Source organism: Clostridium sp. CM036 (assembly GCF_055081135.1).
On the sequence record NZ_CM143652.1, the window covers coordinates 2,578,071 to 2,600,310 of the forward strand.

The 22,240-nt window shown below is 29.0% G+C and carries 21 protein-coding genes; 7 read left to right on the plus strand and 14 right to left on the minus strand.

The window, feature by feature from the left end:
* Positions 1-171: 171 nt before the first annotated feature.
* The 4 genes from ACWJKE_RS12080 to ACWJKE_RS12095 form a co-directional block, all read right to left on the minus strand.
* Positions 172-1,836, minus strand: coding sequence for a putative ABC transporter permease subunit (locus ACWJKE_RS12080; RefSeq protein WP_216303306.1), 1,665 nt, complete (start codon positions 1,834-1,836; stop codon positions 172-174).
* Positions 1,829-2,554, minus strand: coding sequence for an ABC transporter ATP-binding protein (locus tag ACWJKE_RS12085; RefSeq protein WP_462958852.1), 726 nt, complete (start codon positions 2,552-2,554; stop codon positions 1,829-1,831). Before ACWJKE_RS12085 ends, ACWJKE_RS12080 begins: the two co-directional genes overlap by 8 nt.
* A gap of 246 nt (positions 2,555-2,800) precedes the next feature.
* On the minus strand, positions 2,801-3,337 hold the full coding sequence (locus ACWJKE_RS12090; RefSeq protein WP_165414495.1) for a spore maturation protein: 537 nt from the start codon (positions 3,335-3,337) through the stop codon (positions 2,801-2,803).
* 49 nt (positions 3,338-3,386) lie between these two features.
* A complete protein-coding gene (locus ACWJKE_RS12095; protein ID WP_216303304.1) occupies positions 3,387-3,962 on the minus strand; it encodes a nucleoside recognition domain-containing protein in 576 nt (191 codons plus the stop codon).
* Between the two features lie 247 nt (positions 3,963-4,209).
* Here ACWJKE_RS12095 and ACWJKE_RS12100 point away from each other — a divergent pair, with 247 nt between their 5' ends.
* On the plus strand, positions 4,210-5,001 hold the full coding sequence (locus ACWJKE_RS12100) for a putative ABC transporter permease (protein ID WP_253198202.1): 792 nt from the start codon (positions 4,210-4,212) through the stop codon (positions 4,999-5,001).
* 112 nt (positions 5,002-5,113) lie between these two features.
* Complete coding sequence (locus ACWJKE_RS12105; protein WP_216303302.1) at positions 5,114-5,299, plus strand: hypothetical protein; 186 nt, start codon at positions 5,114-5,116, stop codon at positions 5,297-5,299.
* A gap of 164 nt (positions 5,300-5,463) precedes the next feature.
* Here ACWJKE_RS12105 and truA read toward each other — a convergent pair whose 3' ends face one another.
* On the minus strand, positions 5,464-6,201 hold the full coding sequence (gene truA / locus ACWJKE_RS12110; protein WP_216303301.1) for a tRNA pseudouridine(38-40) synthase TruA: 738 nt from the start codon (positions 6,199-6,201) through the stop codon (positions 5,464-5,466).
* A 114-nt stretch (positions 6,202-6,315) separates the two neighbouring features.
* A complete protein-coding gene (locus ACWJKE_RS12115) occupies positions 6,316-7,848 on the minus strand; it encodes a YiiX/YebB-like N1pC/P60 family cysteine hydrolase (RefSeq protein ID WP_216303300.1) in 1,533 nt (510 codons plus the stop codon).
* 337 nt (positions 7,849-8,185) lie between these two features.
* Between ACWJKE_RS12115 and cls the strand changes: the two genes are divergently transcribed.
* Positions 8,186-9,640, plus strand: coding sequence for a cardiolipin synthase (gene cls / locus ACWJKE_RS12120; protein WP_216303299.1), 1,455 nt, complete (start codon positions 8,186-8,188; stop codon positions 9,638-9,640).
* Positions 9,641-9,722: 82 nt separating this feature from the next.
* On the opposite strand, the gene ACWJKE_RS12125 is transcribed toward cls, so the two are convergent.
* Entirely contained in the window at positions 9,723-9,851 is a 129-nt protein-coding gene (locus ACWJKE_RS12125) for a hypothetical protein (RefSeq protein WP_268064034.1), read from the minus strand.
* Positions 9,852-10,077: 226 nt separating this feature from the next.
* On the opposite strand from ACWJKE_RS12125, the gene ACWJKE_RS12130 reads away from it, so the two are divergent.
* From ACWJKE_RS12130 to ispF, 3 genes are all read left to right on the plus strand, one after another.
* Positions 10,078-10,650, plus strand: coding sequence for an anti-sigma-I factor RsgI family protein (locus ACWJKE_RS12130; RefSeq protein WP_462958853.1), 573 nt, complete (start codon positions 10,078-10,080; stop codon positions 10,648-10,650).
* A 138-nt stretch (positions 10,651-10,788) separates the two neighbouring features.
* Positions 10,789-11,568 (plus strand): 23S rRNA pseudouridine(2604) synthase RluF, encoded by a 780-nt coding sequence (rluF, locus tag ACWJKE_RS12135; RefSeq protein WP_216303297.1) that lies wholly within the window; start codon positions 10,789-10,791, stop codon positions 11,566-11,568.
* Between the two features lie 1,025 nt (positions 11,569-12,593).
* On the plus strand, positions 12,594-13,061 hold the full coding sequence (gene ispF / locus ACWJKE_RS12140; RefSeq protein ID WP_216303296.1) for a 2-C-methyl-D-erythritol 2,4-cyclodiphosphate synthase: 468 nt from the start codon (positions 12,594-12,596) through the stop codon (positions 13,059-13,061).
* Positions 13,062-13,141: 80 nt separating this feature from the next.
* Here the strand turns inward: ispF and ACWJKE_RS12145 are convergent, their stop codons facing one another.
* The 6 genes from ACWJKE_RS12145 to ACWJKE_RS12170 all read right to left on the minus strand — a co-directional run bounded on the left by ACWJKE_RS12145 (position 13,142) and on the right by ACWJKE_RS12170 (position 20,433).
* A complete protein-coding gene (locus ACWJKE_RS12145) occupies positions 13,142-15,055 on the minus strand; it encodes an EAL domain-containing protein (protein WP_462958854.1) in 1,914 nt (637 codons plus the stop codon).
* Between the two features lie 480 nt (positions 15,056-15,535).
* Positions 15,536-15,742, minus strand: coding sequence for a hypothetical protein (locus ACWJKE_RS12150; RefSeq protein WP_216303294.1), 207 nt, complete (start codon positions 15,740-15,742; stop codon positions 15,536-15,538).
* A gap of 217 nt (positions 15,743-15,959) precedes the next feature.
* Entirely contained in the window at positions 15,960-16,553 is a 594-nt protein-coding gene (locus ACWJKE_RS12155; protein WP_216303293.1) for a DUF1836 domain-containing protein, read from the minus strand.
* A 988-nt stretch (positions 16,554-17,541) separates the two neighbouring features.
* A complete protein-coding gene (locus ACWJKE_RS12160) occupies positions 17,542-18,669 on the minus strand; it encodes a C40 family peptidase (protein ID WP_216304495.1) in 1,128 nt (375 codons plus the stop codon).
* 117 nt (positions 18,670-18,786) lie between these two features.
* Positions 18,787-19,629 (minus strand): 16S rRNA (cytidine(1402)-2'-O)-methyltransferase, encoded by an 843-nt coding sequence (rsmI, locus tag ACWJKE_RS12165; RefSeq protein WP_165414575.1) that lies wholly within the window; start codon positions 19,627-19,629, stop codon positions 18,787-18,789.
* A 54-nt stretch (positions 19,630-19,683) separates the two neighbouring features.
* The gene (locus tag ACWJKE_RS12170; RefSeq protein ID WP_220286926.1) at positions 19,684-20,433 is read right to left on the minus strand and encodes a tRNA1(Val) (adenine(37)-N6)-methyltransferase; all 750 of its coding nucleotides are present in this window, start codon (positions 20,431-20,433) and stop codon (positions 19,684-19,686) included.
* A 218-nt stretch (positions 20,434-20,651) separates the two neighbouring features.
* Between ACWJKE_RS12170 and ACWJKE_RS12175 the strand changes: the two genes are divergently transcribed.
* The gene (locus ACWJKE_RS12175; protein ID WP_216304498.1) at positions 20,652-21,308 is read left to right on the plus strand and encodes a PIN domain-containing protein; all 657 of its coding nucleotides are present in this window, start codon (positions 20,652-20,654) and stop codon (positions 21,306-21,308) included.
* Positions 21,309-21,462: 154 nt separating this feature from the next.
* Here ACWJKE_RS12175 and ACWJKE_RS12180 read toward each other — a convergent pair whose 3' ends face one another.
* On the minus strand, positions 21,463-22,128 hold the full coding sequence (locus ACWJKE_RS12180) for a LysM peptidoglycan-binding domain-containing protein (protein WP_220286927.1): 666 nt from the start codon (positions 22,126-22,128) through the stop codon (positions 21,463-21,465).
* Between the last annotated feature and the right edge of the window lie 112 nt (positions 22,129-22,240).

Here is a 22,240-nt window from a genome sequence, read left to right on the forward strand (position 1 = left end):
GCTACCTTGCTACTGATTTTCACCCTTCTCAGCTCTCTTTTAACAATTAGGCTTATTACTCTTCTCATCATTGCATTTGTTTAATAATAATCATATTGCAAATAAATCACTATGTCAATATTTTTATCCTAAAATCAATAAATTATACTTAGGTCAACATTATTTTATATTTTACGACTCTATTTTTCTTAATATTTCTACCCCTTTTGTACCTAACAGGTAATACAGCACTACATCTATAATCGCATATGAAGATGCTATTATAGCAAATGTAGTCCATTTAGTTAGTTCAAATTTGATAACCATAAATACTGTAAGCCCACCTAAAGCTATGCAAATAATTATACTAATCATAACATTAAGATTCCGTTTAATTGCCTCTTGCTCTGTACTCCACTGAAGTTTAGGGAAATTCAAATCAATAAATATCCCTATAAAAGATGTAAATACTATTCCAAAAAAACCAACTATAATCATTAATAAAACTAAATCTATCGGTATCTTAAGAAATATTAAACCAATTATAGTTACCATAAGCATACCAGCTATTCCTAAAACTACTGCAGATAATACCTTTGCCATAAGCTGATCTTTATATTTCATAGGTATGTATTTTAATATAAATACATTTTTACCTTCTCTTGATATTGCTGTAGTTGCAATTGCATTACTGCAAGATGCAAAAATCATAAATGCAAAGAAGCCGCCTAATGCTACGCCTGAACTTTTGTTGTTTTGTAAAAACTTAGCTAACATATTAAGTTGAGAACTAGCACCTTTTTGTGCAAAAATTGGTATAAGCAAAAATACTGGCCATAAAAAATTCATAAGTACACAATTCATAAAATAAATCGGTGTCCTAAATAAAAGCTTTAACTCTTTTATTATATATACCTTTAGTGAGGAATTTTGTGCCGTATTTTTTATAAGCTCAATGCTACTAAGAGTTTTCCTTTTTGAGGTTGTTTCAGATATCCCCATAACACCTTTAAAATACAATGCTTCACCCAACATTATAAATATCATTAATGCAGCTAATGTTATTACTATAAATAAAATCAAATTGATAAACCCCTGAACATTAGTAGTATTAATTAAACTATTTACAGCTATCTTAGTACTAGGAAATAGCTTTGTTGCCAAACCAACTAAGGAATTATTTCCCTGTGCAAACATTTTAGTAACTTCTGATTGGCTTAGATTTTGTGAAAACCTTTGGATATATATGTTTATTCCTACACCAAAACACATAGCCATAAGTCCACCCACTAATCTAAACCTATCCTTGTTTTTAGCTATATTAGTAAATCTCATTATAATCATATTAATTACAGATGCAATTACTAAAGGAACTATAGGCAAGAGTAAAAATATAATAACTCCATAGCCATAATACAACACCCCTGCATTACTCTTTATACCGTATGCAACTATTGTAGGCAAAAAAAATATTATTTCTGTGAAGTATTCATAAATTAATACTACAGCAAATTTAGCTCCCATAATGTGCCATGGCTTAAAAGGTAGTGGTAATAAATTTTCTACATCCATAGAAAAATAAAATATACTCATAGCATAAAAAATACCAAAAAAGAAAATTACAACGCTAACAATAGATAATCCAAATCCCAATATAACTGCTTCTTGACCAATTTGATGTAATCCATCATAGGCCGTAAATATAAACTCTCCAAACCCTATAGCCATAGGTGTGAATGCTAGTACTAAAAGTAATCCAAGCAATATTCCTTTTATCTTTTTTTTATCTTTCTTACTACTAGGGGATCCAGTTCCTGTTTTTAATAATACCTTAGTTAGCGCTATAAATTTATACATTTTCAGTCATCTCCAAGAAGATTTTTTCAAGTGACCCACTGGCTTTAAAATGTTCCCTTAGTTCTTCAAGGGTTCCACAGAATAATATTTCCCCCTTATTTATTACAGCAACCCTATCGCATATTTTTTCAGCTACTTCTAGAACGTGAGTTGAGAAAAATACGGTTTTTCCGTTATTTGCATGCTCTTTCATCATTTCCTTCAAAACATATGAAGATTTAGGATCAAGGCCCGTCATTGGCTCATCTAAAATCCAAACTTCTGGTTCATGAAGAAGTGCTCCCATAATAATTATCTTTTGTCTCATACCATGAGAATAACTTTGAATTTGGTCCGTTAGCGCATTGCTCATTTCAAATCTATTTGCTAAAGCTTCGACCCTATCTTTTCTAATAATACTTGGCACATCATAAATATCTGCCATAAAGTTTAAATACTCAATACCCTTAAGTCTTAAGAACATGTCCGGATTGTCTGGTACAAAGCCAAATAACTTTTTAGCCTCTAAATCATTTTTTTCAATATCAATTCCATTGATATTGATTCTTCCGCTATCAGCACTTAATATTCCAGTAATCATTTTTATGGTAGTAGTTTTACCTGCTCCATTTGGGCCTAAAAATCCAAATATCTCTCCGTCCCTTATAGTTAGACTTATGTTGTCTACAGCTTTATTCTTACCATTATAGCTCTTATTTACGCCAGTAATTTCAATCATATTATATCCCCCTTACATTCTTCTAATATAAATAACAATTATATCTGTTATCTACCTTATTTTACTCCAGTATATTTATAATATCATACTTTTTCTTTGTTTTACAATTTGTGTTATAAGTTTAATATTCTTCGAAGCTGCAACATTAATAACTTCAGAAGGAGATTTATACCCCACTGAAGTTTCTCTTTCTTATATTATGTATCTCCACTTATATAAATGGGGAACTTCCCTTTTAAAATGTCCTTAAAAGAAGAACTTAGCCAGGTTAACTGCCATTATAATTGCTGTAATATCTGCTAATATTGCTGCTACTAGTGTATGCCTTATTTTTTTTATATTTACCGCTCCAAAATATACTGTCAAGGTATAAAAAATGGTTTCTGTTGATCCCATTATTATGGATGCCACGCGTCCTATGTAACTATCTGCTCCATATTGCTTTATAATATCAGTGAATACTCCTAAGGCTCCACTTCCTGAAAGTGGTTTTATTAAAACTAAAGGAACAACTTCAGGGGGGAGTCCAATAAACACAACAACTGGTTTTACTAAATAAATAAAAAAGTCTAAAGCCCCGGAAGCCCTAAATACATTAACAGCTATAATCATAGCCAAAAGATACGGAAAAATTTTCAGGCAAATAGTTATTCCGTCCTTTGCGCCTTCAACAAAACACTCATATACCTTCACCTTCTTAATAACTCCATATATTACCACAAGCGTTATGATAATTGGAATTATTCCCTTTAAAATATACGATACTAAATTAGCTATAATCATCCTATTTCACCTACCCCATCTAAATTTAAACATTAATATTTCTATATATTTAAAAATACCTTTGTAGAATTTTACAATAAACCACGCCTAAGACTGCAGCAGTACCTGTTGCAATTATTGCAGGTATTATAATAATTGCTGGATTTTGAGAGTTATACGCAGCCCTAATAGATATCACCGTTGTAGGCAGAAGCTGAATGCATGCAGCATTTAAAACTAAAAATAAAGCCATGTCATCACTAGCTATATCTTTTTCATTATTAATTTTCTGCATCTCTTCCATAGCCTTTATGCCCAAGGGTGTGGCTGCATTAGAAAGTCCCATCATATTGGCTGTTAAATTCATGGTAATACTAGCCATCGCCTTCTGGTTTTTTGCAGCTTCTTTAAATATTATTTTTAATATTGGCCTAAGCAGCCTTGCCAATTTATCAGTTAATCCACTTTTTTCAGCAATTCTCATTATCCCACACCAAAGACACATCATTCCAACGAGTCCCATTACTAATTCCACAGCACTAGTTGTTGATGAAACAATAACTTTTGATAAAATCTCTCCTTTTCCTGTAACAATACCAATAATTGTCCCAAATGATAAAATTAAAAACCAAATAATATTTATCATGTATTTTCCTCCTAGAATTCAAATTAAATTATCATTGCTTAATTAATATATATGTAGTTATTTCTATAAAATTGCATATAATAATATTTATTCATCCCATATACTATAAAAAAAACGCTTTTTGTGTTATCATTTTCTTATTCAATGTACAATGGGCTAAAAAAAAGGGAGTTAATCTATGATTAATATGACTTTGTTAAATTCTAGCGTATTTACGCTTTTTTATTATTTTATTATCTATTCCTTTATGGGATGGTGTCTTGAAACAGTATATGCTACAGTTAAGAAAAAAGAATTCATTAACCGCGGCTTCCTCCACGGTCCCTTTTGTCCTATTTATGGTTTTGGTACTTTGGCAATAATTGTTTTGCTAAAGCATATTGAAACTAATTATATTTTCCTTTTTTTAGGTTCAGTATTTTTAACCTCTGCTCTAGAGTATATGACAGGTTATATTCTAGAAACTGCATTTAATAGTACTTGGTGGGATTACAGTGATGAGCCATACAATCTTAAGGGTAGAATTTGCTTATCCTTTTCTATAATATGGGGCTTTGTTTCCATATTTATTTTGAAGGTAATTCACCCCTATATTATTTACATAGTAAATTTAATACCACCTATCCCAGGCATAACACTTTTTTATATTCTATTCCTATATTTCTTCATTGATTTTATAATTACTGTGAATACAATATTTAAATTAAGGTCCCTATTAACCCAATTAAATACAGTATATTCAGATTTAATCGATAAACTTCCAGATTTTAAATTAAATTTAGGGAATACTAAGGATATGTCTGAATTAAAAATTAAATTGGACCAGTTAATAGAAAGTGCCGAAATTAAGATGAGTAAGAAAAAATCTGACGTTGAGACTATCATAAAAGAATTGAAAGTAAAATATGATTCTTTGGTTTTCAAAAAATCCCCCGATTATTCAAGACTTATAAAAGCCTTTCCTGACGTAAAATTCAAAGGTTTCGATTCTATTTTGAAAGATGTTAAAAATAAAATTCTTAAGAATAAGAAAAGTTAATTTTTTCGATTTTACATAAAATAAAAGTCATTCTTAACTTGAAATTAGTAATTACTAATGTTAGGGTTTAAGTATATTTAATGAAATAACATAAGTTAAAGGAGATTAAAAAATGAAAGAAGCTAATCTAAAACTAGCACAAAAGGGCATTGATGATGCACTCGACACTATAGACGTGTTAGAAAAAACTATAAAAGAAACTCCTCTTCCAAAAAATATATTAAAAGATAGTTTTTATATTCTCTCTAGAAAAGTTGATGAAATTGAAGATATATTAAAGAATGAAGGAATACTGTAGTTTGGCATATATAGCTACATAAGGTATATTCAAATAAGATGCTCAGCTATACAGGAGATGTTTTAACTAAACATAAAACTAAAAAGAGGCACATAAGTTAATACTTATGTGCCTCTTTTAAATCATCACCTTTGGTGCTGTAATATTAACCATTTTATTGGTTTTTAATAATTAACTTCTTCTAAAAATAAGCCTTTTGCTGGTGCAATATGTCCAGCATATTTTCTTTCTTTTTTATCTAAAATATCACTAATTTCATTTACAGATTTTTCACCCAGGCCCACTTCAACAAGTGTCCCAACTATTAATCTCACCATATTTTTCATGAATCCATTTCCTTGAACACTAATTTCTATATTTCCATCATCATTTACGATATTTATTGTATAAATATTTCTTATAGTAGACTTTTTCTTTGTTTTAAGTGTTGTGAAACTTTGGAAATCATGTTCTCCTATTAAAATTTCTGCTGCTCTTCTCATATTTTCAATATTTAGAGGTTGTGGCACATGATAATCATATTTTCTAGTAAAAACATTGTGTGCTTTGTTATTACAAATATTATATACATATTTTTTAACTTTAGCATTATATCTAGCATGGAAATTGAGATCCACTTCTTCGACCGTCTTCACTACAATGTCTTCTGGTAAATATTCATAGCAATAACTACGCATTTTATGATCTGGCATTGTGCATTCTGTTCTAAAATTTGCTACTTGGTTTGTTGCATGTACTCCTGCATCTGTTCTTCCAGACCCAATAATTTCAATATTTTCTTCTGCCATCTTACTTAAAACGGCTTCTACTTTGTGCTGAATCGTATTATCGCTATCTCCAAGTCTTTGCCATCCTTTATACCTAGTACCATCATATTCTATTACAATTTTTATATTTCTCATATTTATTATTTATCCTACTTTCTGTTTTAGAATTTAATCTAATATTTTAACTATATTTTTTAATACTTAACCATATTTTTAATACAATGCTTATATTATATACATATATCATAATTAATAAAACACACCATATAAAATAATTTTTAATTTTGACAATGCTGAATTTAATATTACTATAGGATACCTTATTTCTGTTTTTAAAATAACCCTTCTCCTTAACATTCTCCACTTAGATAGCTTCCAAGTTATTTTTAAATCATTTTCGTTTTTCCTTATAGCTTTTCTTTCTCTTTCACTACCATCATAAAATATTACAAAATCAAATTCTGCATTTTCACTATCAAATTCTGAATCAAATTTTTTAATAATATTATTAGGTGAAAGTAATAGCCTGCCAGCTTTTGCTTCTAAGTTAAATGTAAGCCCTTTCTTATTCCTTGAACATAAATACGATTTATAAATTAATTCACTACAAAACAAAGCATTATCTGTCATAATGTCAAAATTATAATCATATGCCTTCCCTAAAGATTCAAACGCTGTAAACAATGCTTTTAATTTATCCTCTTTAGGTAATTTAGGACGTAATGCAGAAAAATAGTCAACTTTTGCAATAGCATCTAGAGGATTTATTACCACACCAGGGGCAATAACTTCTATAATATATTCTCCATTATTTTCATTGCATAAACTATCATATACTTTAGGATAAATTACTTTTACATACTCTGAAACACACAAACAATCCCCCAGTGGGATGTCGTTAAAATACTTGTCCAATTTTTCTAAACAGCCTATATAAATCCCAGTGTGAGTCCAAAATCCTGGTAATCCCAGGTTGGTTAGTTGATAATTGTTCCTCTTTAAAAGTATATCCCCTGGTAGCAATTCTTCTTTTATAATATTAATATCTTCATTACTAACATATTTCTCTTTTCTACTAGAGTAATCAACTCCAGTAATACTTATAGCGATCCATTTTTGAAATGGGAACCAAAAATCAAAAATATTTTTTCCAAAAAAATTAATCATATTATTTTTAACAATATTTCTATGATTTTTAACAAGTTTTATAACATTTAAATAATTATAACTTGCATAATTTAATAATTCTTCTTCGTTTTCATCTCTTTCATATCCATAAACTTCATAGTGATTTACCATAAAATCAAAGTAATGCTTATTCCTAAACAAAGATATCATATAATAAATTTCTGTAATTTCTTGTGTAATATAATAATATTGTTTTTTATTAATATTATATTCGGGCCTAGCCTCATTTAACATTGACTCCAAATACTTATTTTTTTCTATAATGTTAGCTAACAATACAGCATTTTTACGTATCGCTATGGTAGAGGCATAAATTAATAATATATTTTTATATTTAGTGTGTGAATCTTCTGTATGTTTTAATATAAGTTTATTTTTATATTTTTCCCGTGTTTCATTCAATTCATTATAACATCCTACATAACTAACCCACTTTTCTAATATACTTTGTTTGTTAGTTAAAGACATATTTTGAATATTAGAACTAAATAGACTTTCGCTACTTTGAATCTCATTCATCACAAGTTCTAATTCTTTTATAAGCTCTAAGGATTTGTTTATTTCCTCATCAACTATTCTATGAACTAACCCCATATCCTTATCCCCGATTCCATTCTCATTTTTAAAGTAGCAATCTAGTATAAACCTTCATGCACAAATAAAAAAACAATACATATTATTAATATATTCATAAATTCAATTCAAAACATACTTCTTCACATAAGTTGATTTCAGCAATTTAATTTTATTATACCATAAAACTTACTATTCCTTTAATAATATAAATTATAATACTGAAATATTTCTATTTTACTCAAAAAACATTTAATAAAAAAATAGATATTCTATTTATACGTATTTTTAATGTTTTTTTATACGCTTTTATATGTATACTATCATTATAAGATAAAATGAATTTTTGGAGGCACATATGTTTACAAATGAACTATTGTTACATTTTTTAAATTTATTATTTATTATCAATATCCTCTTCGCCTTGGCAGTTGTATTTCTTGAACGCAAAAATCCTGCAAGTACTTGGACTTGGCTTATGGTATTACTATTTTTACCTACCATAGGATTTATTCTATACTTATTTCTTGGTCAAAATTTGAAAAGAAAAAAATTATTTTCTCTAAAAAAAGAAGAAAAAGAGAATCTTACCTCAATTATTGATAAACAAAAGGAGTTCTTAAATAATGAAGATTTAATTAAAACTAATCCTTTTTTAAGTAAATACTCTGACATTATGACACTTAATCTTTGCAGTGATAATTCTTTTTACACTAATAATAACAAGGTAACCATATTTACTGATGGCAAATCAAAATTTGATCAACTTAAAGAAAACCTTAAAAATGCAAAAATATATATCCATATGGAGTATTATATATTTCAAAATGATAATCTAGGAAGAACTATTCTTGAAATTTTATCCCAAAAAGCTAAAGAAGGGGTGGAGGTAGAATTACTCTATGATGGTATGGGATGCCTTAAAGTGCCTAAGCGCTTTTTCGCCCCACTAATTGAGGCTGGCGGAAAAGTTGTTTGTTTCTTCCCACCCTTTGTTCCTTATATAAATCTAAGAGTAAATTTTAGAAATCATCGTAAGATCTGTACTATCGATGGTCAATATGGCTTTATAGGTGGTTTTAATATTGGTGATGAATATTTAGGTCTTTCTAAAAAATTTGGGTTTTGGAGAGATACCCATTTATTCATACAGGGCGATGCAATAGATGCATTGGAATTGCACTTCCTAATGGATTGGAGATTTGCCGCCAATGAAAATTCAATTTTTGATAACAAGTATTTCCCTCACAGAGCTCACCTTGGGAATACAGGTCTACAAATAGTTTCAAGCGGTCCTGATTCAACTTGGAAGTCTATTAGAAATGGATATTTAAAAATGATTAGCAAAGCTGAAACCAATATTTTTATAGAAACTCCTTATTTCATTCCAGATGACAGTATATTAGAAGCTTTAAAAATAGCATCCTTATCCGGAGTCGATGTTCGCATAATGATACCTAGTAAACCAGATCATCCCTTTGTGTATTGGGCTTCTACATCTTATATGGGAGAGCTACTAGAATCAGGCGTAAAATGTTATACCTACACTAAGGGCTTTCTTCACAGTAAATTTCTTTCTATTGATAAGTCTATAAGCTCCATAGGCACCGCTAATTTAGATATTAGAAGCTTTACTTTAAACTTCGAAATTAATGCTTTTATATATGATAAAGAAATAACTTCCGACTTAGAACATTTTTTTATGGACGATTTAAAATTTTGCGATGAATTAACTCTCGAAAAATATGTTAATAGAAGTTTTATTGTTAAATTTAAGGAATCTATTTCAAGATTACTTTCGCCTATATTGTAATAAAAACTCTCACAAACTTTTTTAATGTTTGTGAGGTTTTTTATTATAATATTCATAATTTATTTTGACCCTAAAATATATACTAAATAACAAAAGGGAAATCATTAGCCCTCTTAATTTCATTGTATGCTCCCATTTTATGATTTAGAATTATTACTAATCCATATTTCTTATCTTTATGAACTAATGGAATTATTAATAAGCTTCTCATGTGATATAATAATAATTGAAACTCAGTGCATACTTTGTATATTCTAGTTTCCTTAAATCCTGAATATAATGCTTATCAGCCTCTATAATTATAAAATCAATTTATTACATTTATCCTCCTGTAAATAGTTACTTAGGTTTATCTCCTCGCCATAACCGTGGCAGGCATAAGTTCCAATCCATTATCATTTTTAAATACACTTACAGCATATAAAAGGGGTGCCACTATGCAAAAATCCGGTAAAATAATTAACATTGAAAAAAATAAGGTCTATATCATAACTCAAAATAATGAATTTGTAACCCTTGAAAAGCATACGGCTCATCCTAAAATAGGCGAACTATATGTAGGTAAAGAATTTCGAAGCATTTCCGTTTGGAAGTACTTATTGGCTATTTCTTGCATCCTATTACTTTTATTTTCAATAAGAAAATTATATTTGGATAATAGATATAATTTTTCTGTTATAGTCGACATGAATTGTTCTCTAAAAATGGAGGTAAACGGTTCAAATAAAATTACAAAAGTAGAAGGCAGAAGTCCTGGAGGCTATAAAATAAAACAACTTGTAAATTTAGAAAATAAATCCTTGGATGAAGCACTTCATTTAATTTTAGATGAATCGCTTAAACAAAAATACCTAACTAAAGCACATGCGGACGACGGTTTAAAAATTTATATATTTGTTTCTGAAAATAAAAATAAAACTCCAATTAACTTAACTGAGTTTAATAGGTATGCTGGTACACATAATTTCAATGTATCACTAAATAATAATGGTCAAGCTGTAATTGACTAAGGGTATCCCGCTTAAGATACCCTTACAACTATTTGTATGATTATTTAACGACATTTAATCTCCGCAGGAGATGATTTAACCATATAATATGAGTTGTATACCTTAATCTTATTTTATAATTCCAAAGGACGGTGCAAAATGAAAACCACACCTAATGAAAAAGAGAAAAACATTATTCAGCCCTATGAAAATAGTGCTTTAAAAATTAGATTAAATAAATTTATAAGTGAAACGGGTTTTTGCTCTAGGCGTGAAGCAGATAAACTGATTGACAAAGGCAATGTCACCTTAAATGGCAAAATCCCTGAAATGGGCACTCAAGTATCTGCAGCTGATCACATTGAAATAAATGGTAAACCATTAAAACATAAAGTAGAATTTGTCTACTTAGCTTTCAATAAACCCGTTGGAATAACCTGCACTACTGAGCATAAAGTTAATGGAAATATCATAGATTTTATAAATTTTAAAAAAAGAATTTTCCCCATTGGTCGCCTTGATAAACCTTCTCAAGGTCTTATATTTCTAACTAACGATGGAGACATTGTGAATAAAATTTTACGTTCAGGTAATAACCACGAAAAAGAGTATATTGTTACTGTAGATAAACCTATATCCCCTAATTTCATAAAGAGTATGGCAAATGGTATTCCTATACTAAATACTATAACTAAAAAATGTTTTGTAAAAAAAGAAGGCAAATATGTTTTTAAAATAATTTTAACAGAAGGACTTAACCGTCAAATACGAAGAATGTGTGAGCATTTAGGGTATGCTGTTGTGAAACTTGAAAGGCTTAGAATTATGAATGTTTCTATAGACAACTTACCCCTTGGGAAATGGAGATATCTAACGCCAAAAGAACTAGTCGGTATTAATAAGTTAATTTCTGATTCTATTAAAACTGAAAATGCTTAAACATCATCTTCTATGCTTAAATGTAGTTAAAAAGCACACAAATTTGTGTGCTTTTTGGCTTATATAAAGGTTATCAACATTATTCACACAGAAATTGTGGATAACTTGTTAGTCTTAGTTAATAATAACTATCTTATTTAACTTCTGCTTTTTTTTGTAAATATATCTTTAAATTTATTAGTAATTATCTCTTTATTACCCTTGAATTCAAATATTTCTTTAGTCTTTTTCTATGAGATATTATCCAATATTCTTTTACTGACTCAAAGGTAATTTCTTCTATGGGACTCCCTACAATTTGAGATCTTTTTAATTTTTTACTGTTTTATAGCTATTACATTTTAATTACATTTCTGGTGCTTAGGCACGCTACTAAACAATTTGTTATAGTTATCACTAAAAAACTTGACAACTTTTTCTCAACCTTTTAAAATTCTTTCTAAGTAATTAATATTTATTTTTCTATAAATATTACGTTATATTTCACTCTATTATTTTCATAAATTTACTAATAATTTGAAATTTTTTACTATTTTTTATTTAGACTAACAGATTGTACACATTAAGATTTACTAATCCACAAATGCACTAAAATTATGTATGTTTTTGTAAATTTATATAAAACATTTAAGGCTTATACACATTATCCACAGCTTTTGTGTGGATAATATGTGGGGTTGATGTTAATGAATACTTTATAGTATTAATTATAGACGTTTTTAGAATTTTTTATGTAAATACTTGCATTTTAAATAAAATATTTCTAAATTTTATTATTAAGTTATGCACACTATCCACAGTTTTGTGGATAACATGTTAATAACTTATTGGCTATTTTCTCATCATATTTCCTATTACTAAATCCGTGAGTGCCTCACTACATATTTTAATGTGTTGCGCGAATAAATTTTCTTGATTACCTTCTCATGAAATGCTATATTATATAAAGAAAAGTATATATTCCTACTGTTACATTTCTATATATTTAAAATATTTATAAATTAAATTGAAAAGAGGTAATTCGCTTGAGAATTGGAATGGGCTATGATGTTCATAAATTAGTTAAGGGTAGAAGTTTAATACTTGGTGGAGTAACCATACCGCACGAGGCTGGATTACTAGGGCATTCAGACGCAGACGTTCTTGTTCACGCTATCATAGATGCTCTTTTAGGTGCTGCGGCTCTTGGTGACATTGGAAATCATTTCCCCGATACTGATGCTAAATATAAAGGCATGTCTAGCATTGTCCTACTTAAATATGTAGGCAGTTTAATAAAAAATAAGAATTACATAATCGAAAATATTGATGCTACAATAATTGCACAAAACCCTAAAATGGCGCCCCATATACCCCCTATGGTAATAAATATTGCAACTGCGCTACAATTACCTATAGATAAAGTTAACATTAAAGCTACTACAGAGGAAGGCCTTGGTTTTACTGGCCGCCTAGAAGGGATCTCTTCTAATGCCATCTGTCTTTTAAAATAAAATTTTATTTTCTGTTTGTTAGGGTCTGTAACTCCCACTTATAGAAGTGGGAGACTTCCTTCTGACATGTCGTTAAAATTCTAAAATCCTTGTTTCCAAATTCCATAATCTGCATGATCAATAAGCATGGCTGAAGAAAAATACGTACCTTGTCCATATTCAACACCTAGTTCCATTAGCTTTTCCTTTTCTTCCAAGGTTCGTATTCCCTCGGCTATAATCTTCATTCCTGTTTTTATCCCCATTTTAACCATATGTTCTATCATCAATGCTTTTATTTCATCTTTATGCACATCTTTTACTATCTCCTGAGAAATTTTTATAAAATGTGGCTTCATTTTTATCAATTCTACCATATTAGAGTTACCTTCTCCAAAGTTATCCATAGCTAATTTGAATTTTAATTCATCAGCAAAATTACGCCAAAATGCACTTCTTGGTATACGTTGTGTAATTTCTAAAACTAAGTTTGTCCCTTCCAATTTCTTTATAACTTTTTTTATAGTATGCCTAGTTGTATCCGATTGAAGCTTAAAAAATAATCCCTCTTCAATAAATGGTTCAAGTTTGTTTAGATAGTTATTTAATTTGTCACAAGCTAGCATAGTAAGGTTTTCCAAATCCCCGGTAAGTCTAGCTTTTTCAAACATTTCATCCGGGAAAAATTCTAATCTTGAATCCCTAACTAGTATTTCTAATGATTTAACCCTGCCACTGTTTAAGTTTATAATAGGCTCAACTGTAAGCTCTATAGACTTATTTTTTATTATACCCGAAATGTGATATGCCTTTTCGTCAATTTTATATATTGAATCATTATCTAGATACTCACTTATTGAAGCTTCATCTAAAAACCATTGAACACTAGTGCTCGATAATAAGCTAGGATTATATAAATCTACAAGTTCATGCTTTAAAACTGCTCTTAAGTTATACATTGTATATATCATTGCTGCCATCCTTTTATTTTCATCCTTTGTTTTACGAATGAAATTCAATCCTGCAGAAACTCCAGCTAAATAAAAAGATGGCTCATATAGTTTATTTCTAGAATCCGAGAGCAAATAGTCTATACCATGTCTTAATTCTGGTATTATATCTCTCAATATACTAGCTCCTTCTCCATCTGGAATATCAACATATTTAACATTTTTTGTTAATTCGTCACATAAACTAATCCAAAATTTTCTTTGTTTATTGTTATCGAATTTTAAATAGTCCATTAAAGAATGTATTTCTAAATACCTTGTATCATAAAAAATATTACTATGAAGTTGGTAACTTCCAAAATCAATAATAGACGGTTTTTTCACCGAAACAATTATATTTCCTCCGTGCAAATCACCATGTATGCATGAATCTAAATATTTTATTTTACGACCACACCATACCTTTTCATCTGCAAAAAATTTATATGGATTCGGAAAAAATTTATCAACTCCATCAATGACTAGCCATTTTTTATCCTCATCGATCATTAATGTTTCAAAACCCTTTATAAATTTCTCATCCATAAATCTATAACCTAAGGAAGTTTTCATTATATCAATAGGAGATTTAATTTCAGAGATATGAGGCTTATTCCAATTATATAAAAATTTAGCTACTTGTTCTGAAGTTTGCTTAACTAATGCTAATTCATTTTCCATTGAATATTTCAATGTTTTAATTCCCAGTACATTATCTCCGCCTAATTCATATAAAACTCCAAATCTCTTTAAATTATTTTCACATTGTATTTCCACTTCATCAATAATTTCAGGAATATATCCTTCAATTCCATTCTCTATTGCTTGTAAGAATGCTTTATTATGTAATCCGCTTTCATTCATTTCCTGAATTTTTAGAACTCCTAATTTACGCGATTCACTAAATTCCACAGTATATACCGCCGCCTCAGATTGTCCATCATTTAATTTATTTATTATTTCTATAGGTTGATTTTCTTCTGCAAAATTTTCTAAAATCATTGTTTTCTCTTTCTGGCTTAGCATATTTTACCCCCTACACCAATTATTATTATACTATAGCTAAACATACCTTTATCCAGACTTATTGCATTTCATATGTTAATTTTATAAATTATAAACTATTTCGAGTTAAGTTAACAGTGTATAAACTATTAATTTCACTATAATATATGATTTACACTATTTATCGGTTAATTCACCCTTATATTTATAAACAGTGTTTTCTTTTTATAAGCTAAAATATACTTATCATTATTTGATTATACTACAAATATATAATATTACTATAAACGCAGAAAATCACACAAGCTTTATTAATTATAAAGCTTGTGTGATTAAATAAATGACGTTAAATCATCTCCTGCGGAGCTGCATATTAACGACTTCAGAAGGAGATTTATACTCCCACTGAAGTTTTCTATTTATTAGGGCATGTAACTCCAACTTATAGAAGTAGGAGACCTTCCTTCTGAAATGTCGTTAAAACTATGTTCAAAAATTTAGTTAGCTAAACAACTTCCTAGTGCAATAATACTTATCTTCTCTTTTCTCTAAATCAAATTCACTTATAGATGTAACTCTATCATGTTGCTCTACATGAAGCACATAACCCTCTTCATTCTGATTTTCAAAAAAAACTTTCGTGTAATTCATAACTTCTACTTTGTCCCCACACAGATCATAAATTAATGTTGGTACCTTACCAATCATATTCATCTACCCCTTTAATATTTATTAACTATAAGTTAATAAATATTATGGTGTACTACTATTTATGCTGAAAATGCTATTAATTTTGATTTATTTTTTTAAGATTTGGCATTGGATCCATTATAAATGGATCTTCATTCCTATTTCTGAATAAATATTAATTTTTATTTTCTGTTATCCCCCCGCTTAAAATAGTTAATATACACTTCTATATTTTTTAATTTTCATAATCATCTACAATTTTTCTTATTAATTTTTTTATTGCACTAGCTTGTGATACCAATGTCATTACAACTAAAAACACTGTTATTCTTTCCTCGTCACTTTCTTTTAAATCTAAAGCATTAATTATACTTTGTAATTTTGATTTATCACAAAACTGATTTTCTACGAAATGATTAAGGCTTTCCTTTTGCATATCAGAGAAAATTTTATAAGCTTTCTCCCATGAAATAATATCATCATCTCTATCATTAATTTCATTGAACGCTAGTCTAAAGACTTTTTTAATTTCCTCTGACGTAAGTATAGGTCTCATGTAGCTAAGTAAGACTAATTGGGCAAGGTGTAACTTTGTATAGCCTCTTTTTTTACTATCTTCTGGCTTAGATATAACTCCGCCTTTTATATAATTCTGTACTATATTATTAGTGTAATTATCAGCATCAAATTTATCATTTAAGTAATCAATCACTTGTGATAAAAACAAATCGTACTGAGGTAATTCTTCATACAGAATTATGCTGTTTTCGGATACCGATTTTGATAATGAAATTATATTATCTAGAGTAAATTTAGCCTTATCCACCATTTGTCACCTTCCAAAATTAATATACTAAATAAAATATATTTTATAGTCTTGATCATATAATTATATTATAGGGTATGTATATACTATTACAAGTTATTTTCTTTTTTTTATAATTTGCATTATTTCTGTAGAAATTTGAAAATAACTAACCTAAGATTCGCATATAAAAATATTACCATATTAATGTTGTTTTTTCTTCGCTCTGTATACTTTAATAATAAATAGCGGTTAATATAAATTATTAGTTTGAAAACCCACTAATTTTTAACATTATTTATAATACGCAATATACTCTACTCTTTTACAAGATTCTCGTTATGCAATTTGATTTAATTCACAGTTAATATTGCAAACATCTAAATTTTAACCATTATAATTAAGTTATCCACTGTTTTTAACATTTAATCAACAGAAGCTGTGGACAATTTAATTTACACGGAAAGCCTTGTTTAAAAGCATTTACATATTAAAAGTAATTCTGACAAGTTTCTTATCCACATTATACATTATCACCTGTTCATAAACTGTTAATCCTTGTGTGGAGAAAAGAGTATCAAATTATTTTTCTACTTTCAATTTTTATCTTTTTCTGCCATTTGATTTTTATCTTATTTAAATAAATTATTATAGTTTGCAAGTGATTTTAGCTATATCTGAAATCACTTGCAAACTAACCCTCCCTATACTATCTAATCTCCCCAAAAAACAGCTGACTAATCCACTCCTGCTTTAGTCAGCTATGTTTTATACACTCAAACTTATTACCCCCCCTCAGCAATACCACATATCTTTTCTATTCCCTCTTTTGCTATTAATATTGCAATTTTTCTTGAACTCGTTTATATTAGTATTCGATAATTAGCCACAGAAAATATCATCCATGTTATATTTTCTGTGGTCAATTTACGGTTTTATAAAAATCAAACTTTACAATTTTCTCGTGAATAAAAAAACAGACTATTAAAATAGCCTGTTTTTTTATTCAAAATTACTTAACTCTTCTTGCAGTAAGGTAATCTCCTCGTGTCAATTCTGATATTTTAATCACATCTCCCGTACGAGGTGCATGAATATATGAGTTATTTCCTACATACATTCCCACATGATGTGGATCTGACGCTGAACCAAAGAAAATCAAATCTCCTGGTTGCAAAGCTTCTCTAGATACATATGATCCTTCATTTATCTGTGTATATGTAGTTCGGCTTAATGAAACTCCGAAATGGTTATATATATGTTGCATAAACCCAGAACAATCAAAATATTCAGGACCAGCAGCACCCCAAACATATGGTGTTCCTAAATAATTACTTGCATAAGCAACTATCGCATTAGAGCTAAGTGACGCTGACGCTGATCCTGATCCTCTAGATGGAGTAACATTAGATTGAGCAGTCTTAGCTGCATTATCTCTTATTTGTTGTATTTGCTTCATAGTAGCATCTACGGTAGCTTGTCCATCACTAATCTTGCCAGCATATAATTGTTTTTTCTTTTCAGCTTCCTTGATTAATGCATCTTGTTCTTGCTTCTTTTCTTTAAGCTTGCCTATCTTATTTTCATTATCAGTTTTCAACACTAATAACTTAGTTTTTTCAGCTTCAAGCACAACCTTTTTATTTTCAATTTTACTCTTTTCAGCTGTTAATTGTCCAATAATTTTATTATCATATTCCACAATTTTTTTAATGTTGTCAACCCTTGAAATAAGATCTTCTACTCCCTCTGAATCCAATAAGACTTCCAAATAGCTATCCGCACCATTCATATACATGCTTCGCATTCTCTTATTAAATAAGTCCTCTTCTTCTTTAATATTAGCCTCTGCAACTTGTATATCCTTTGTTGTTTTTTCTATTTGCTTCTGGGTCTCACCTATTTTATCTTTTGTTTTATCCACTTCTATGCCCATTTTTCCTATGCTCGAATCCAATTTTTCAATTGAAATTTCTATATCCGCAACATTATCTTGTATTTTCTTGTACTCGTTTTTTTGCTCCTCAAGCCGGCCCTTTTGATTACTAAGCTTATCCGATAATGGATCTGCCAATACCTGTATATTTATTGTAGCAGCCAGTCCAATTGTTACTATAAGCGATATTATTTTTTTTCGCAACTTAATCCCCCCATATCAAAAAATATATATATATATGTACTTTTATAATTTATTCACTCTTAAAACGACATTTTTATTATAACACTATTTTGCGCAAGTATTCATTGGGAACATAGGTTAAATTTCCAATGAATGCTTGTATACTTCTGATTTAGGCATATTTCTATCTTTTGCAACTTTTTTCATTGCATCTTTTTTATTTATTCCCTCATCCATATGTTTTTGTATATGTTCTTCTATAGTTAGTAAATCCCATTTAGCTCTTTCATCTTTGTCTATATCTTCCTTACTCTTACCTTCAACTACTAATACATATTCTCCTCTTGGGGCGTTTTGTTTATAATATTCCACAGCTTCTTCTAAACTCAACCTAATTATCTCTTCATATAATTTTGTAAGTTCCCTGCACATTGATATTTTTCTGTTTCCAATACTTTCATATAAAAATTCTAAAGTTTTTAAGAGTCTGTGAGGAGCCTCATAGAAAATTAAAGTTTCACTCCTATTTATTAAATCATCAATGATAGGCTTTCTATCTTTATTTTCCCTAGGTAAAAATCCTCTAAATATGAATTTTGTAGTATCAAGTCCTGAATATACAAGTGCAGTAGTAATTGCAGTGGCACCAGGAAGCACTACGAATTCTATGTTCTGTTCTATACACTTTAAAACTATTACGCTTCCCGGATCTGATATTCCCGGCGATCCCGCGTCGCTAATTATAGCTATATTTTTACCTTCTTTTATCTGCTCAATTATATTTTGACTTTTTCCTTGTTCATTATGTTGATGATAGCTTATAAGTGGCTTTTTTATATTAAAATGATTTAGTAATTTTAAGCTTTGCCTCGTATCTTCTGCCGCTATTATATCTACATTTTGTAACACTTCTAATGCTCTGAGCGTTATATCCTTTAAATTGCCTATAGGGGTTGGAACTAAGTATAATTTTCCTGACATTCTTATCACCCTTTACTTTAATATTTGCATTAATTGGCTCTACCTTTAAATTATTTAATATTCTATTGTATTTGAATTATACATATCAGCAATTTCCTGAGTATACCCACCATCCTCAGTGTGAACATAAAGAGGGGGCTCCCATTTTAAAAAGGTTCCTCCATCTCTTTGTCCCTCGATGAGTACAATGTTAGGCGCCTTATTTACACTAGGATGCACCATTCTTATACGTTTAGGCTCAATTCTATGTTTTCTCATAGCGCATAAAATATCAACTAATCTATCAGGCCTATGTACCATATACATCCGTCCATTATCCTTCAACAAAGCTCTACATGCAATAATTACATCTTCTAATGTGCAACAAATCTCATGTCTTGCTATAGCATTCTTATCATCTAAACTTATTAATCCTGAATTTTGAAGTTTATAAGGTGGATTAACTGTAACAATTTCTGCCTTGGGAATGCTTTTAATGAGTTCTATATCCTTTAAGTCTCCACTTATAAATTTAATTTTATGTTCTAAATTATTATATCGTGCAGATCGATTCGCCATATCAACAAATTCCTTTTGAATTTCCACACCAATTAGATTACTTGCATATGTTTTACCTGCTAATATGAAAGGAATTATTCCTGTACCAGTACATAAATCAACAACTTTAGCATTTCTTCTTATTTTAGCAAAATTAGCAAGTAATACTGCATCCACCCCAAACCGGAAAGCATGTTTTTTTTGAATAACATGAATTCCCTTTAAATTAAGATCATCTAAAGTTTCATCATCTCCTAAAAACCCCATTATGTATCTCCTTTCTATGAAATCTATATTTACTTTATACATAACAACAACAGAAGTATACCTCAATTTTTGTTGCTAAATCAAGAGAATACAGATTATAAAATAATAAATATATTTTATTTTATTTATCACCAATCTAATTTATTATAAAACTACTATTAGTAACCATTGTTGAATATACATTAATTATATAATAATCGATTATAATGAGGTTAAAAATGCAATTAATATTATATCCTTTTAAAAATATAGTTTTCAATAAGAATTCTGTTTTATTAGATGCATCCTTCTTGCTCAGCTTAATATATGATGATGATATTAAGCATAGTGATTGTTTATCATGCTTAAAGCAACTTTCTGAAGGAAGTTGTGAGTTTTACACTACCAGTATCATCTCTGCAGAAGTTTTAAATAAAATACTTTATAAATTGTTCATTAGTGACATCCAATGTAAAATAAGCAATAATAGACCCTATAACTCAGCCGTCAACATTAGATCTATAGCAAATAGCTTTAGCCGTCATGATACAAAAATATTAAAGGAAAAGAAAAAAGACAGACTTATTCATATTCCATATAAAAGATATTTTGATAATATTTCTAAAAATTCTATGAAAAGAGATTTATTGAATATCTATTACAATAAGTCCGTAGAAATAATTTCAGAACTAGAAAAAATTATAAATATAAAATATCTTAACATTCCTGAAGAGTGTATATCTCTAGTTAAAAAATTCATGTGTGAAAACCTATTATCTGTAAATGATGCTTTCCACATAGCTACTGCGGAGTACAATAATATAGACTTTTTACTAACTTTGGATGGTGACTTTATTTTTGCTGAAAGTAGTAAAATGCAAATACTTAGGATTTAACAAACTAATATTTGTTTCAACTTTACAGTCGTTAATTCATTTTTTTCGAAGCTGTGTAACTCCACAGGAGATGATTTAATGCATCAATTACTTGCACTATAAATAAAGAAGTGTATTTTGAGAGACTCAAAATTACACTTCTTTTTTATAGCTATTATTTTGGAATATTAATAATTGTGCCTTCTTTTATAGCATCCTCATTTGTAATTTTATTTGTTTCTTTTAACATTTCTATCGCTTTTTTCACATTATATGAAGTCATATTATTTTTGGCGATTGAAGTTAATGTATCTTTGCTTTTAACAGTGTAGTCACCAGTTTTAGATTTTTTAACTACAGCTGTTTTAGCTGTTTTAGCTGTTTTATCTGTTTTAGCTTTTTCAACTACAGCAGTTGAATCTTTAATTGCTTTTTCATAAGGAATTACTATTTTCTGACCCGCTGCAATTTTGTAAGATTCATTTATACCATTCCTACTTTTAATAAATTCAACCATTTTGCTTTTGTCCTGACTAGGTGTATACGTTTTTACTATACTAAACACTGTGTCATTTTCTTTAACAGTATACATTCCAACGTTAGTTTTGTCATTTATATAAGCAGCATCCATTTCATTAGTGCTTTCCCCTTGAGTATTTTTATTTGTTACCGTCTCATTATTATCTGTAGGTATTATTTTATTGCTTTGCACTATACTATCATCTTGTAATTTTACATTAGCAACATTTTCTCTTCCTCCAATGAACTTCATAGAAAAAAACACTCCTAACATTACTACAGCAATCGTAGATATACTAATTATTCCTTTTTTCATACTCATATTTAAAACCCCTTTCATATTTATTAGTCAATGATTTACATTTAAATTATTGACTTAATTTAAAATTCTCATACCTCCAAATTATTTTATTGTTGTTTAAAACTAATTTATA